Consider the following 15,257-nt stretch of genomic DNA (forward strand, 5'->3'; position numbering starts at 1 on the left):
CCTCGATGCCCCGAAAAAGGAAGTCAGAGGAGTTCCATGGGACGCAACACGAGAAAACGCCGTACGCCGCTGGCCACCAAGGCCATAGCCGCATCGGCGGCCCTAGCGCTCGGTGGGGGCGGGCTTGTATGGGCCAACTTCTATGCTTCGGCACACGAGGACAACTCCGGGTGGAACCAGACGAAGTCCACGAACGCCCAGGTCGCGACGATCAACTGCCCTGATGTCGGCCAGAAGCTGACGAAGGTGCCGAAGAGCGCGCGCAAGGGCGTCGCCAAGGAGCTGGCGCTGCTGGACAGGCAGGTCACGGATGCCTACAAGCGTCTCGCCGAGACGCGGCAGGCCCAGGCGGGGGACGCCAACTACGTCAACAACGCCATCCTCGGCCCGCTGAAGTCCAAGCGCGTGGCCACGCTCGACCGGATCGGTATCAACATCAACCGCGCCGGCGGCCAGCGTCCGCAGGGCCTCGACCAGCTCGCCCAGTGCCAGGGCGTCCCGGCCGAGCAGCCCGAGACGAACGACGGCCAGCAGGGCGGGGACCAGAACCAGGACGGTCAGGACCAGAACAACGACGGTCAGAACAACGACGGTCAGGACCAGGGCGGCCAGGACGGCGGCGGACAGGACCAGGGCGGCAACGGTGGTCAGGCCGGCAACGGTCCGAACGCGGACGACTTCGTGGACATCACCCAGGTCCAGGGCAACGCACAGCTGGGCGTCGGCGCGAACGGCCTCCCCGCGAACGGGGACAGCGGTTCGACCGGCAGCTTCACCACCAACTGCGGCACCAACGAGAACGAGAACCGCAACTCGGACAACGTGATCGTCGCTCCCGGTGTCAGCAACGGTGCGCAGCACCAGCACGACTACGTCGGCAACCAGGCCAACAACGCTTTCGCGAGCGACCAGGACCTGGCGAACGCCGACACCACCTGCCAGAACCAGGGTGACCGGTCGTCGTACTTCTGGCCGGTGCTGCGGGTGCAGGACGGTCAGAACGACATCGACGCGAACGCCCCCGGTGGCGGTCAGGACGGCAACGTCGGCACGATCGTCCAGCCCAGCGAGGCACAGCTGAAGTTCGTCGGCAACAAGACGAGCGATGTCGTCGCGATGCCGCAGGCCCTGCGCATCATCACGGGTGACGCCAAGTCCTTCGTGAACGGCAACGCCAACGCCAACGCCAACTGGAGCTGCACCGGCTTCGAAGACAAGGTCCAGCTGCACGACAAGCTCCCGATCTGCCCCGAGGGCAGCTCCGTGGTGCGGACGTCGAACTTCCAGAGCTGCTGGGACGGCCAGAACATCGACAGCGCCAACCACCGCACGCACGTGGCGTTCGTCCAGGGCGACGGCACCTGCGCCAACGGTTTCCAGGCGATCCCCCAGCTCCAGGTCCGCCTGGTCTACGACGTTCAGGCCCCGCAGATCCAGAACGGACAGGTCCAGAACGCCTTCGCGGTGGACTCCTTCCCGGACCAGCTGCACAAGGCGATCACCGACCACAACGACTTCATCAACTTCTTCGACGAGAACACGATGAACGAGATGGTCAACTGCATCAACAGCGGCCAGGACTGCCAGTAGCAGGCCTGAACCGGTAACGAAAAGCCGGCGGTGGGATCTCCTCCCACCGCCGGCTTTTCGTCCGTCCCGGATACGCGCGGTCAGCCGTGGTGGCTGCCGCTGTTGTGACTGCCTCCGGGGTTCATGTGCTCGGAGCCTTCTTCCATGGTTCCGCCCAGCTTGCTCTGCAGCGTGGTGACCGTCTTCTCCTGGCCGACGGCGACCCATTTGCGGCCGACGAGGTAATAGCCGCCGTAGTCCTTCGCACCGCTCAGCCACTCGGCCTGGCCGCGGTCGGTGGCGAAGGTGGCGAGGATGTACTTGTCCTTGCCGGTCTTGCAGATGGCCTGCCGGATCTCGTCGGCGTCCGTCTGCATGTTCGGCTTGCACTTCACCTCGGCGGCCAGCTTCTCCAGGCTGCCGGTCGCCGTCCGCGGAACGGCCGCCTCGCTGTCCCCACCGGATCCACAGCCCGCCAGTGCCAGTACCGTCGCCGCGCCGGCCAGCGCGAGCCCGGGTCGGGTCAACCTCATGTGTTCCTCCGGTCCATGCCGCACAGAGCCCCGGCGGGGCCCTCGTCTCCCATACGGCTGTGCCACGCGATGCGCTCAAATCCGAGGCTCTCACGGGCACGGGTGTGCGACTGTGGGCCGGTGAACCAGGACTGGGAAGATCGCGTGAGCGCCGCGTGGGCGACCTTCGACGACTACGCCGAGGACGAAGAGGCCGATTTCCGGGCGGTGATCGACGCCCTCGTCGCCGAACTGCCCGACGACAGCCCGCTGGGCCCCTTCGAGCAGGCCTGCGCCTGGGACTCCACCGGGCACTCCGAGAAGGCGGTCCCGCTGTACCGGGAGGCTCTCGGCCGAGGGCTGAGCAGCTACAAGGGGCGGCGGGCCAAGATCCAGCTGTCCAGCTCGCTCCGGAACATCGGAGAGGCGGAGGAAGGCGTCAAGCTGCTGACACCCGAGCTTGACGCGCCCTCCGACGAACTGGACGACGCCGTACAGGCGACGCTGGCGTTGTGCCTGTCGAGCCTCGGGCGCGACCGGGAGGGGTTGTCCCTCGCGCTGGGTGCTCTCGCGCCTCATCTGCCCCGCTACCAGCGGTCGATGGCGAACTACGCCAGGGCACTCGTGGAGCCGGAGGACTGAGCCGCTCGGGACCGCGCGCCGGTGGTCCGGGTAACGGTGACCTACTGACCATTCGCTCGTTCTGCTGAACGTGCAGTCACAGGATGTCGCCCCGCGCCCCGCCCCCGCCTCGGCCGACCCGGTCGTCGACATCGAGCGGGCCGAGGCCGCGCTCGTCGAGCACTATCCGCGTCTGGTCCGGCTCGCCTACCTGGTGCTGCCGCCCAGCCTCGGCCGCAACCGGCGCGTGGTGACCGCGCACTCCCTCACCCAGCGCGCGCTGCCCCGGGGCCGGGCGACGGCGACGCCCGCGATCCCGGCCCAGTCGACCGGCCGCGACGGCGACCCCGGGTACGCCTTCCTGCGCCTGCAGGTCCTGCGTACGGCACTGGAGGCGGGACTGCCGCTGCGGCGCCTGGCCTGGCCCAAGCGCTCCCAGCTGCCGCCGCTGCTGCCCCAGGTGTGGGGCCTGCGCCTCTTCCCCCGGTCGGGCGGCGCCGACGAACTCGCTCTGGACCAGCAGTTGTCGGCGCTGTCCGGCCCGGCGCGGGCCGCCTACGTCCTGCGCGGCCTGGAGAAGCTCAAGGACGGCGCCGTACGCGACGTGCTGACGGCGGCCGGCGTCGAGGACGTGGACGACGCGCTCGACGAGGCGGAGAGCGTGGCCGCGCGGTACGCGCTGCTCGACTCCCCGGAGTTCGACCCCTGCTCGCTCCAGGCCCGCCCCACCGACCTGATGCGGCGCAGGCAGCACACGAAGGCCGCGCTCGCCGCAGGAGCCGCTCTCCTGGTGTGCGGGGCGCTGCTCGGTCTGCCCGGCGAGGGCTGGGGTCCGAGCGGTGCCGCGGCTCCCTCGTACGCGCAGAACCCGGCGGCCGAGGCCGCCCTCGACCCGGCCCAGTTGACGAAGGTCCCCGCCCTGGCCTGGCAGTCCTCCGCCCGCACCGACTTCTCCGTGTGGCCCGCGCGCGGCGACCTCACCGACGACTCGGCCCTGCTGCGCCGCGCCCTCGCCGTCTGGGCCCGCCCCGGCGAGACGGTCGCGGTCTCGGCGACCCCCGGCACTCCGGCGGGCGGCCCGCCCGGGGCGCCCCAGCTGCTGTACGCCGGGACCGTCGACAACGCGCACGTGGTGCTCCTCTACGACGGTCTGCGCATCGTCCGCTACGCCGAGCCGAAGGAAGGCACGGCGGGCGCCGCCCTGGACTTCTCCCGGGTCGACGGCGCGAACCGGGCGGAGGCGAGCGCGCTGGTACTGAGCCGGGCCGACGGCAACGTCCGCTATCTGGTGGCGCCCTGGGTGAAGAAGGCGGCCGAGCGGGATCTGCTGAAGCCGCGCACCGGCGCGATGGCCCTCACCCTGACCGACGGCATCACCTCGCCGCTGGCGAGCCCGGCCGCCCAGCAGACCGGCACGTGCACGTCGTGGAACGTCCTGCAGCTGACCGACTCCACCGGCACCCGCCTGCTGACCGACCTCGCCGAGCTGGTCCCGGCCCGCCTCACCACCGGCCGCCCGGGCTCGGTCACGGACGCGTCCGGCCCGGCGGCGCTGCGCACCTGGGCGCCGTACTCCTGCTGGCTGGGCGCGATGCGCTCCGCGGGCGTGCGCACGGTCAACGCCTGGGCGTTCGCCCGGCAGGCGCTGCCCGACGGGACCGGCTCGGCGGACTGGGTGTGCACGCGCACCGAGACCTGGCGGGGCGGCGGCGAGCGGGTGCTGGCCCAGTTCCGGGCGCCGGGCGCGACGCGGGCGACGGTGGCCGCGAAGGGCGAGAATCTGTCGGCGTGCGGGGCGCGGGATCCGCATGTGCTGGCCGGGGTGTTGTGGAAGGCGAACACGGGCGGCTGGTATCTGCTGGCGGCGGGCACCCGGGACATGGCGTCGATCCGGGCCACGGGCGGGGTCCGCGCCGGCACCGAGGGCAGCCTGCTCACGGCGCGTGCCAAGCAGGGCGCGCAGACCGAGTTGCAGGGGACGCTGGAGAGCGGGCGCACGATCAGCGGGCTGCGGTGAGGCCCGACCGGGCGCCGAATGCCTTGCTGACAGGAATGTAAATAAGGGCGCACACAGGGGTTCACCACGGAGCTACCCGTGAGTACATTGACGCCATGTCCAATACTCAGGACCGGGTGCCACTCAAGGCCCGCAAGGTGTCCTTCTCCTGGGACGACACCCCCTTGCACTGGGTGCCCGGGGATCCGTTCACCACGCACACCATCAACGTGCTGCATCTGCTCCTGCCCGCCGGTGAGCGATGGTTCGTGCACGTCTACAAGCAGGTGCTGCCGTACATACGCGACGAGCGGCTCCGCGAGGACGTCATCGGGTTCATCGGACAGGAGGCGATGCACTCGCAGGCCCATGACGAGGTGCTGCCGCACCTCAAGGAGCAGGGGCTCGATCCGACGCCGTACACCGCGCAGGTCGACTGGTTCTTCGAGAAGCTGCTCGGTGACCGCACCCTCCCGCCGGGCCGGGCGCGGCGGTGGTGGCTGATGGAGCGGGTCGCGCTCATCGCGGCCATCGAGCACTACACGGCGTTCCTAGGCGACTGGGTGCTGAACGCGCAGGAGTTGGACCGGCGGGGCGCCGACCCGACCATGCTGGACCTGCTGCGCTGGCACGGTGCCGAGGAGGTCGAGCACCGGTCGGTCGCCTTCGAGCTGTTCATGCATGTCGACGGGAGCTACCGGCGGCGCGTGCGGACCTGGGCCGCCGCCTTCGCCACACTGGTGTTCCTCTGGCAGCGCGGGGCCCGGTTCTTCATGGAGAACGACCCGACGCTCGTCGACGGGAAGGCGAGCTTCAAGGAGTTCTACGTCCGCGGGCGGCGGGGTCTGCTGCCGACGACCGGGGCCATGGTCCGGTCCATCCCCCGCTATCTGAGCGGGAGTTACCACCCGTCGCAGGAGGGCTCCACCGCGCAGGCCGTCGCGTATCTGGCCTCCTCCCCCGCCGCCATGGCCGCAGAGAAGGGCTCCTGCTGATGCCGAAGCCGTTGACCGTCGCGGTCGTCGCCGGTGCCGCGCTGCTCACCCGGAGGGCGATGCGCCGCAGGATCAAGGCCTCGCCGCTGTGGCCGTGGCCCGCGCTGGAGGAGCCGGTGTCCGGGCGGCCCCGGTCCAGGGCGCTCCGACTGATGGTGGCCTCGCGGGAGACGGTCGCCGAGGGGGTCGTACAACTGCGCCTGGAGGGCCATGACTTGCCGCGCTGGGAACCCGGCGCGCACGTCGATCTCGTCCTGCCGTCGGGGTTGGTGCGGCAGTACTCGCTGTGCGGGGACCCGGAGGACACCTCGTCGTACACCGTGGCGACCCGGCTGGTGGAGGACGGGCGGGGCGGCTCGCGTGAGGTGCACGAGCAGGTGCGGGAGGGGACGGAGCTGGAGGTGCGGGGGCCGCGGAACAGGTTTCCGCTGGTCACGGCCCCGTCGTACGTTTTCGTCGCGGGCGGTATCGGGATCACCCCGATCCTGCCGATGCTGCGGGCGCTGCCCGCCGGGACCGAGTGGCGGCTGCTGTACGGCGGGCGGACGCGGGAGTCGATGCCGTTCCTGGAGGAGGTCGAGAAGCTCGGCGGGGACCGGGTGACCGTCGTGGAGGGGCGGCCCGATCTCGACGCGCTGGACATCCCCGAGGGGGCCGCCGTGTACTGCTGCGGCCCGGACGGGCTGATGGCCACCGTGGCGGAGCGGTGGCCGGGGGTTCATCTGGAGCGGTTCACACCCCGGGCCCTTTCAGGTGGCGCCTTCGAGGTCGAACTCCGGCGCAGTGGACGGACGTTGACGGTTCCGGCGGACTCCTCCGTGCTGGCCGCCGTGCGTGCGGAGCTGCCGAACACCGCGTACTCCTGCGAGCAGGGGTTCTGCGGGACCTGCCAACAGCGGGTGCTGGAGGGTGAGGTGGACCACCGGGACGAACTGCTGACGGACGGGGAGCGGGCCGACTCCATGTTGATCTGTGTGTCGCGGGCGCGGGGTGACCGACTCGTACTGGATATGTGAACACCGGCGGTCGATCCGGTCCGTTCGGGGCCGGATTCGATCGGTAAGGTGTTCGCATGACTACCGGGGTACGCCGAAGAATGGGAGTCGAGGAGCGGCGGCAGCAGTTGATCGGCGTCGCCCTCGAACTGTTCAGCCAGCGCTCGCCCGACGATGTCTCCATCGACGAGATAGCGTCGGCGGCGGGCATCTCCCGTCCGCTGGTCTACCACTACTTCCCCGGCAAACTCAGCCTGTACGAAGCCGCGTTGAAGCGTGCCGCACAGGAACTGGCGGCCCGTTTCGTCGAGCCGCAGGAGGGGCCGCTGGGGGCGCGGCTGCTGCGGGTGATGCGCCGGTACTTCGATTTCGTCGAGGAGCACGGCCCCGGTTTCTCGGCGCTGATGCGCGGCGGCCCGGCGGTCGGCTCCACGGCGACGAACGCGCTCATCGACTCCGTGCGGCAGGCCGCGTATGTCCAGATCCTTTCGCATCTGAAGGTGGAGAACCCGCCCGCGCGCCTGGAACTGGTCGTCCGCTCCTGGATCTCGCTCGCCGAGTCGACGGCGCTGATCTGGCTGGACGGGCGGCGCATCCCCCGCGCCGAGCTGGAGGCCCAGCTGGTGCACGACTTCGCCGCGCTGGCCGCGGTCAGCGCCGCCTATGACGACGAGATGGGCGAGCTGCTGCGCCGCATGCTGAAGGAGGAGCCGGCCGACGGTCCGTTCAGCGACCTGGTCGGCCGGCTGATCTCGCTGGCTTCCTAGGGCCCTTCTGACGGATCTCCGTGGAAGAAGCAGCGACGTTCGGTGCGTGCTCTCGGCGTGCCGGGCGTCGCGACGCCGCGGAGATCCATCAGAAGGGCCCTAGCGTTCGAACTTGCGGTAGGACGGGTCGAGGTCGCGCACCTCGGCGGAGGCGTGCAGGACGAACGTGTCCTCCTCCACGTGCTGCCGCAGCAGCTCCAGGACGGCCTCGGTCAGCTTCGCCTTCGTCTCCTCGGTGCGGCCGGCGAGCAGTCCGAGCGTGACGTGCACGATCGCGTGGCCCTGCTCATCGGGGTCCTCGTAGCCGAACGCCGTGTACTCGCTCCGCCGGAACTGCGTCTTGCACGCCTCCGGCTTCGCCGCCGCGATCTCGACGGTGGCGGAGTGGAGCGCCCGCGCGAATCCCTCCCGGTCGAAGGCGTGGGCCAGTACGCCGGAATAGTCGACGGTGATCTGCGGCATGGACACTCCTGTTCTGCGGCGGCATCTGGGCTCACCCTAACCGCAGCGCCAGCATCGCGATGTCGTCCTCCCGGCCCCGGCCGAAGCAGCCCAGCAGCGTGTCGCACAGCGCGTCGAGGCCGGCCGGTGCCTCGGCGGCGGCCGTGCGCAGCTGCTCCATGGACGTGGCGAGGTCGATGCCGCGGGTCTCGATGAGACCGTCGGTGACCATGAGGAGACGGTCCCCCCGGGCCAGGACCAGCTCGCTGGGCTCGGGCCGGTCGAGGCCGAGCCCGAGCAGCGGGCCGTCCACCGGGACGTACTCGGCGTCGCCCGCGTCCCGCACGATCAGCGGCGGAATGTGGCCCGCGTTGGCGATCCTGGTGCGCCCGGTCCCAGGGTCGACCAGGGCCAGGCAGACCGTGGCGGTGACCTCGGGGTGGTAGTGCTGAAGCATCCGGTCCAGCCGGGCCGCGAGCGCGCGGGGGTCGCTCTCCTCGACGCAGTAGGCGCGCAGCGCGTGCCGGATCTCGACCATCACCGTGGCCGCGTCCAGCGAGTGTCCGACGACGTCCCCGACGGCGGTGAGCACCCCGCCCTCGGTGCGCAGGGCGGCGTAGAAGTCGCCGCCGATCTCGGCCTGCCGGGAGGCGGGGACGTACCGGACGACGACGTCCACGCCGGGCAGCGCGGGGAGCCGGTACGGCTGGGGCAGAAAGCTGTGCTGCAGGGTCAGGGCGATGTCCCGTTCCGCCTGGTACATCAGCAGCGGTTCGGCGGCGAGGGCGGTGGCCTGGGCCAAGCGCTCCGCGGGGAGTGCCGCGATAGGTGGTGCCGCGTTGTGCCGTCGGTCTTCTGCGGGTTCGTCGTGGCTGGTCGCGCAGTTCCCCGCGCCCCTGAAGGGCGCTGCCGAACCCCGGTTGACTTCGTGAGGGCCGCTCAGGTCTTGCGCCGGCGTGGCGATGCACACCTGGGCTTTGCCCTCCTGGCCCGATGCCAGTACCAGGTGGGCGTCCTCCCGCATGCCGGGCCGGAAGAAGCCGGCGGGCCACAGGGAGGCGGGGACGACGGTGCTGTGGACCCCGGTCCGGCCGGTGCGGTTCTCCGCGATGCGGGTGATCAGCCGTGCCGCCGCGACGTGCGGGGCGGTGTCGGGCAGGGCGGTCGGGGTGCCCGCCGGGCGGGCGAAGCCGTGGCTCCGGGGCAGGTGGAGGGAGCTCGGGGAGCAGCCCCAGTGGGGTTCGCCGTCCGGGCCGATGACGAAGACGACGGCGGGTGTACCGCTGAGCCGGGCCGCGCCCGCGGCGGCCGCGTCGGCCAGCTCCCCCAGGCAGCGCGCCGTCTGCACGGTGACGATGGCCTCGGACAGCAGCGTCAGCCGGTGCGCCAGCGCCTCGGCCGCGGTGCGCCGGCGCGCCCTGCGCACCGCGGACCGGACGACGGCCTGGATCTCCCTGGGCTCGGCCGGCACGGTCAGATAGGCGTCGGCGCCCGCGTCGAGCCCCCGGCACCGGTCCCGCGCCTCCATGGCCGTGGCCGAGAAGTGGACGACGGGCAGCGCGGACGTGGAGGGGCGGGCCTTGACCCGGCGGCACAGTTCGAAGCCGCTCATGTCCGGCAGCCCGATGTCCACGAGGGCCACGTCGGGCAGGGCGCCCGCGCGCAGCCGCAGATCGAGTTCGCTCAGCGCCTCGCCCGCGCTCGCGACCGGTACGACATCGTGGCCCGCGCGACGCAGCACGGCGCCCATGGCGTAGCGGCTGGCCGATACGTCGTCGACGACCATCACCGTCGTACCGGACTGCTTGCCGTAACCGTCCATCGTCCGCAGCCTTCGGTACACGTGAGTGGGGCGGGCCCGTGGCCGGGTCCGCCCCACTCAAGTTAGCGCCGCGTCAGAGCGCCCGTGCGAAGACGGCGACAGTGCGCCCCGGAACGGCGAACGTGCCGGATTTCTCCTCGTAGGACGAGGACTTGACGATAGGGTCCGCCCCTGAGGCCTGCACCGGATGCAGCCGGTAGCCCTCACCGGCGAGCGAGGCGACGCGCTGCTCCTGCTGCTCGGGCGTCGCGTTGAAGACGACGACGAGGTCACCGAGGCGCATCGTGATCACGCCGGGCGTCTCGTCCTTGCCGGACAGCGGGAAGGACAGCTTCGACTGCACCTGGTCGGCCGTGTCGAGGGAGAACGCGCCCTCCGTCGTACGGATCTTGAGCAGGTCCTGGTACGCCGCCGAGGAGCCCTCGATCTGCCCGCAGCCGACCTGGACGGTGCTCAACAGGGGCTTGGCGTATGGCCACTTGGACTGGTTGTCGGCCGCCATCGGCAGCCCCCGTCCGAAGCCGTTGCCGTCGGCGCAGTTCCAGTGGATGGCGTTGAACCAGTCGCCGCTGTCGTAGGAGTTGCGGTCCAGCGACTTGGAGCGCAGCAGGTCGGTGCCGGCCTGGGACAGGGCCGGGCCCTGCGAGAGGGTGGCCGTGGCCATGGCGAGGACCTGCATGCGGGCCCGGTCGGCGGCCGACGTCTCCTTCGGCAGCTTGAAGGCGAGCGCGTCGAACAGCGACTCGTTGTCGTGCGCGTCGGCGTAGGCGAGGGCGTCGCCCGGCGCGTCCGCGTACCCGGCGGGCTGTCCGTTGTAGTCGACCTGGGCCCCGGTGACCTCCTTGCCGTCGGTGTCGGTGAACCGGTACTTGGCGAGGTTGCCGGAGAGACCCACCTTGATCAGGTCCTGGTAGTGCAGCAGGCGGGCCTTCTGCTCGGCCGAAGTGCCGTTGTCAGTCGAGGAGTTGGGGTCGGTGTACAGGCCGGACGCGAAGCCCTGGACGCCGGGGTCCTCGTCGAAGGGGCCGCCGCCGCGTACGGCGTCACGCGCGCGGTCGGAGAAGGTGGCGATGCCGGTCCCCGCCATGTTCTTCTGCGTGGCCTGCGTGAAGCGGGCGTCGTCGGCGACCTCGCCGAAGTTCCAGCCCTCGCCGTACAGGATGATCTTCTTGCCGTCGACGCCGTCCTTGGCGAGGGTCAGCGCGTCCAGGGCCTTCCTGACCGCCAGGATGTTGGCCTTGGGGTGGTGGCCCATCAGATCGAAGCGGAAGCCGTCGACCTTGTACTCCTTGGCCCAGGTGACGATCGAGTCGACGACCAGCTTGCCCATCATGGCGTTCTCGGTGGCCGTGTTGGAGCAGCAGGTGCTGTTGGCGACCGAGCCGTCGGCGAGGAGCCGCTGGTAGTAGCCGGGGACGATCCGGTCGAGGACGCTCGTCCGCGCCTGCCCGCTGGCCGCGGTGTGGTTGTAGACGACGTCCATGACGACCCGCAGGCCGTCGTCGTTCAGCGCCTTGACCATCTCGCGGAACTCGACCGTGCGGCCGGTGCCCTCCGGGTCGGTGGCGTACGAGCCCTCGGGAACCGTGTAGTGGTACGGGTCGTAGCCCCAGTTGTAGGCGTCCTTCGCGGCGATCTTCGCCACGCACTCCTGCTGCTTGTCGGAGTCGGCGGGGAAGGAGGCGAGGTCGCAGTCGGTGACCGCCTGGTCGGACTTCTTCTCGGGGATGGTGGCGATGTCGAAGGCGGGGAGGAGGTGGACGTACGACGTGCCCGACTTCGCCAGCTCACGCAGGTGCTGGGAGCCGTCGCTGTCCTTGTCGGTGAAGGCGAGGTAGGTGCCCCGGTCCTTGGCCGTCTTGTCGGCGACCGAGAAGTCCCGGATGTGCAGCTCCTGGATCTGGGCGTCCTTGAGCGGTACGGCCTTGGGCTTGGTGTACGAGGACCAGCCGCTCGGCGCCAGGGACTTGTCGTCCAGGTCGACGACGAGGCTGCGCTCGGAGTCGGTGGTCAGGGCGACGGAGTAGGGGTCGGTGACCTTGTTGGTGACGACCTTCTGGACGCTGGGCGCCCAGACCCGCACGACGTACCGGTAGGGCTTGCCCTTCCAGGACCTGGGGCCGGTGACGGACCAGACGCCGGTGGCGGCGTCACGCTTCATCCGCACCGTGGAGCCGTCGAGCTCCAGGGCGACGTTCTGCGCGGTCGGCGCCCACACGGCCAGCGTGGGCCGGCCGCTCTTGTCGAAGGTCGGCCCGAGGTCGGCCTTGGTCGCGCCGGGGTGGAGGTCGTCGAGTACGCCGGCGATCTGGACGCCGGTCGCCGCGAGCACGGCGCCGTTCGCGGCCCGCTGGGAGGCGACGACCTGGCCGGTGAGGGCCTCACGGACCCGGTCGCGGTCGCGCGGGTCGACGGACCAGGCGGTGTAGTCCTTCAGGTGCGGGAACTTCGCCTTCTGGGCGTCGGTGAGGCTGGTCTTCGACAGCCGCAGCCAGCGCTCGTCGTCGCTGGTCAGCGCCCCGTCCTTCACGGCGATCGAGCCGTCGCGGCTGTACAGCAGCTGGGTGGAGGCGGCGCCCTCGGAGCCGTTCCAGGCGACCGTGTTCCGGTCGATCCAGACCGCCTTGGAGGTGCTCAGGTCGAGCGCGGCCGCGGAGCCCGCGGGCTGCGGGAGCAGGTACTTCTCCTGGCCGCTCAACAGCCACACCTCATGGCCGTTCGCCGTGAGGTCGAGCGACTGGTCGGTGGGCAGGTCCTTCTCGTCGCCCTTGTGGAGGATGTAGCTGAGGCTGGTCGCACCGTCGGTGAGCGGTACCTCGAAGACTGCGCCATAGGCATCAGTCTTGACCGGCTTCAGCGGGTTCGACCAGTCGGTGGGGTTCGCGGCACCCGTCCAGACGTGCAGGCCCCAGCCGTCGTAGCTGCCGTCGGCGCGGTGGTAGTGGAGGGTCGCCTTGGTCTTGTCCGGGGCCGGGTAGTCGGCCGTCGGCCTCTCGGTGCGTACGTCCGTCTTGCCCTGCTCGATCCAGACCTCGCCGGTCTTGGTGACGTCGATCGTGCGGTCGGCGGAGACGTCCTTGTTGCCGTCCTTGTCGATGACGAGGAAGCCGACGTTCGAGGCGCCGGGCTTCAGCTTGACGTAGGCGAAGGCGCCGTAGGCGTCACGGCCGACGAAGGGGTGGCTGTCCGGCCAGTTCGTGGCCTCGCCGTCGGCGAGGTCGCCCCAGGCGTACAGCCCCCAGTTCGCGTAGTCGCCGTCCGTGCGCTTGTAGTGGACGACCGCGTAGTCGCGGGAGGAGGCGGAGGGGATCTCGGGAGCGGGCGGGGTGCCGGTGGTGCTCTCGGCCGTCGCGCTCGCCGTGCGGCCGGAGGAGTCGATCACGACCGCCTTGTAGCGCAAGGCTGTACCGGCCGGTACGTCCTTGCCGATGGCCTGCGTGACCTTGTACGGGGCGTGGTCGGCGGAGCCCAGGGTCTTCCACTTGCCGCCTCCGACCTGGGCGGCGAAGACGACGCGGTTGAGCTGTCCGCCGTCGACGTCGGCGCCGATCTCCACCGTGCCGGTGGCGCCGGCGGCCGGGGCCTTGAGGGTGAGCGTCGGCTCGGTGGCGGGGGCGGGGAGCTTGCCGGAAGCCTTGTAGACGACAGCGGATCCGGCGGGGACGGTGACGGTGAGCTTCCGGTCGCCGTCGGACTTCAGGTAGCGGTCGGTTCCATAGATCCCGTCGAAGCCCATGTCGGCCGAGCCGGTCGCGAAGGTCGCCGTCTTGGCCTCGCCCGCGTTGTTGAAGGCGACGACGTACTCGACGCCCGTCCTCGCGTCGGTGCGGGAGAAGGCGTAGATCCCGGCGCCGTCGGCCGTGTACCGCTCGGTCTGGATTCCGTCGGCGAGGGCCGGGTTGGCCTTGCGGAGCTTGGCGAGCGCGCTGATCCGCCGGTACAGCGGCGTGGTGGTGTCGTAGGCGTCGCTCGCGTGGGTGCGGTCGGTGCCGAGCTGGTCGTCGTCGAGGTAGTCGGCCGTCCTGGACGCGAACATCGTCTGGCGGGCGTCCTTGTCGCCGCCTGCGCCGGTGAAGCCCTGCTCGTCGCCGTAGTAGACGACCGGGTTGCCGCGGCTGAGGAACATCAGCTCGTTGGCGAGCTGGTCCTTCTTCAGCAGTTCGGCGTCGGTCGCCTTCGGGTTGTCCTGGTTCAGGAAGTACCCGATGCGGCCCATGTCGTGGTTGCCGAGGAAGGTGACCTGTTCGTAGGCGTTGGCCTTGTCGGTCGTGTACTTGTAGTCGTCGCCGAAGACGGAGGCCAGCTTCTTCGCGCTGCCGCCCTGGGAGGCGTAACCGCGGGCCGCCTCCTGGAAGGGGAAGTCGAGCGTGGCGTCGAGGCGGCCCTGGGTGACGTACGGGGCGGTGATGTTCGTGTCGGCGGAGTACACCTCGCCGAACATGAAGAAGTCGTCGCGGCCCCGCTTGGCGGCGTAGGAGTCCAGGGCCGTGGCCCACTGGGTCCAGAACTCCGTGTTGACGTGCTTCACGGTGTCGATCCGGAACCCGTCGATGTCGAAGTCCCTGACCCAGCGCTGGTAGATCTTCTCCATGCCGCTGACGACCTCGGGACGCTCGGTCCACAGGTCGTCGAGGCCGCCGAAGTCGCCGTGCGTGGAGCTCTCACCGGCGAAGGTGGAGTCGCCGCGGTTGTGGTACATCGTCGGGTCGTTGAGCCACGACGGGACCTTGACGTCCTTCTTCGCGGCGGTGACGGTCGGGGTGCGCGGGAAGGAATCGGTGTCGACCGCGGGGAACTTCGACTTCCCGTCCGCGTAGTCGGCGTCGTCGAAGGGCTTGCCGTCCTTGGTGAGGTACGGGAAGGCGCCCTTGGAGAGGTAGTCGTACGACTTCTCCTCGTAGTCGACGACGTCGGCGGTGTGGTTGGTGATGACGTCGAAGTAGACCTTCATGCCCTTGGCGTGCGCCTTGGAGATGAGGGTCTCGAGGTCTTTGTTGGTGCCGAAGTGCGGGTCGACCTGGGTGAAGTCGGTGATCCAGTAGCCGTGGTAGCCGGCGGAGGCGTTGCTCCCCGTCCCCTGCACGGGCTGGTTCTTGAAGATCGGCGCCATCCAGATGGACGTGGTGCCGAGGCCCTTGATGTAGTCGAGCTTCTTGGTCAGGCCCTTGAGGTCGCCGCCCTGGTAGAACCCCTTGTCGGTGGGGTCGTAGCCGGTGGCGAGGCGCGAGCCGGTCAGGCCGCCCTTGTCGTTGGACGTGTCGCCGTTGGCGAAACGGTCCGGCAGGACGAAGTAGAACTGCTCGCGGGTGGCGTCGTGCCGGGCCGGCTCGGCGGCGAGCTCGGCGTCGGAGGGCGGCGGAGGCGGAGTGTCCGCCCGCGCCGCGAGAGGCTGGACGAGTGCTGCGGCCAGCGCGGTCACGGCGACCGCAGCGACCCGTCCGATATGGGCGGTTCGGCGCCTCGACGGCGTCGGCCATCTCGATATCACAGATGGACTCCTTGCGATTGCGGCTCTCTTGGGTCCGACCCCGCGTGACCG

The 15,257-nt window shown here is 70.3% G+C and carries 10 protein-coding genes; 6 read left to right on the forward strand and 4 right to left on the reverse strand.

Going from position 1 to position 15,257, the window contains the following annotated elements; genetic code table 11:
* The first annotated feature begins 36 nt into the window (after nucleotides 1-36).
* Nucleotides 37-1,590: a DUF1996 domain-containing protein gene (locus ACIREI_RS05130; protein ID WP_403327481.1), complete on the forward strand. Its 1,554-nt coding sequence runs from the start codon at nucleotides 37-39 to the stop codon at nucleotides 1,588-1,590.
* 80 nt (nucleotides 1,591-1,670) lie between these two features.
* On the opposite strand, the gene ACIREI_RS05135 is transcribed toward ACIREI_RS05130, so the two are convergent.
* Nucleotides 1,671-2,102 carry a hypothetical protein gene (locus ACIREI_RS05135; RefSeq protein WP_302001250.1) on the reverse strand — a complete coding sequence of 144 codons (432 nt, stop codon included), beginning with the start codon at nucleotides 2,100-2,102 and terminating at the stop codon, nucleotides 1,671-1,673.
* A 69-nt stretch (nucleotides 2,103-2,171) separates the two neighbouring features.
* Between ACIREI_RS05135 and ACIREI_RS05140 the strand changes: the two genes are divergently transcribed.
* From ACIREI_RS05140 to ACIREI_RS05160, 5 genes are all read left to right on the forward strand, one after another.
* On the forward strand, nucleotides 2,172-2,723 hold the full coding sequence (locus ACIREI_RS05140) for a tetratricopeptide repeat protein (RefSeq protein ID WP_403327484.1): 552 nt from the start codon (nucleotides 2,172-2,174) through the stop codon (nucleotides 2,721-2,723).
* Between the two features lie 70 nt (nucleotides 2,724-2,793).
* Entirely contained in the window at nucleotides 2,794-4,719 is a 1,926-nt protein-coding gene (locus ACIREI_RS05145) for a hypothetical protein (protein WP_403327486.1), read from the forward strand.
* A gap of 95 nt (nucleotides 4,720-4,814) precedes the next feature.
* On the forward strand, nucleotides 4,815-5,693 hold the full coding sequence (locus ACIREI_RS05150; RefSeq protein WP_403327488.1) for a metal-dependent hydrolase: 879 nt from the start codon (nucleotides 4,815-4,817) through the stop codon (nucleotides 5,691-5,693).
* Nucleotides 5,693-6,709, forward strand: a complete 1,017-nt coding sequence (locus ACIREI_RS05155) for a PDR/VanB family oxidoreductase (protein WP_403327490.1) — start codon at nucleotides 5,693-5,695, stop codon at nucleotides 6,707-6,709. The genes ACIREI_RS05150 and ACIREI_RS05155 overlap by 1 nt, the downstream gene beginning before the upstream one ends.
* 56 nt (nucleotides 6,710-6,765) lie before the next feature.
* A complete protein-coding gene (locus ACIREI_RS05160) occupies nucleotides 6,766-7,455 on the forward strand; it encodes a TetR/AcrR family transcriptional regulator (protein WP_403327492.1) in 690 nt (229 codons plus the stop codon).
* Between the two features lie 99 nt (nucleotides 7,456-7,554).
* On the opposite strand, the gene ACIREI_RS05165 is transcribed toward ACIREI_RS05160, so the two are convergent.
* The 3 genes from ACIREI_RS05165 to pulA form a co-directional block, all read right to left on the reverse strand.
* Nucleotides 7,555-7,917 (reverse strand): 5-carboxymethyl-2-hydroxymuconate Delta-isomerase, encoded by a 363-nt coding sequence (locus tag ACIREI_RS05165; protein WP_403327494.1) that lies wholly within the window; start codon nucleotides 7,915-7,917, stop codon nucleotides 7,555-7,557.
* Nucleotides 7,918-7,948: 31 nt separating this feature from the next.
* Nucleotides 7,949-9,718 (reverse strand): SpoIIE family protein phosphatase, encoded by a 1,770-nt coding sequence (locus ACIREI_RS05170; RefSeq protein WP_403327496.1) that lies wholly within the window; start codon nucleotides 9,716-9,718, stop codon nucleotides 7,949-7,951.
* A 73-nt stretch (nucleotides 9,719-9,791) separates the two neighbouring features.
* Nucleotides 9,792-15,206, reverse strand: coding sequence for a pullulanase-type alpha-1,6-glucosidase (gene pulA / locus ACIREI_RS05175; RefSeq protein ID WP_403327498.1), 5,415 nt, complete (start codon nucleotides 15,204-15,206; stop codon nucleotides 9,792-9,794).
* Between the last annotated feature and the right edge of the window lie 51 nt (nucleotides 15,207-15,257).

The organism is Streptomyces sp. NPDC093591 (assembly GCF_044764885.1).
Lineage (GTDB): Bacteria > Actinomycetota > Actinomycetes > Streptomycetales > Streptomycetaceae > Streptomyces.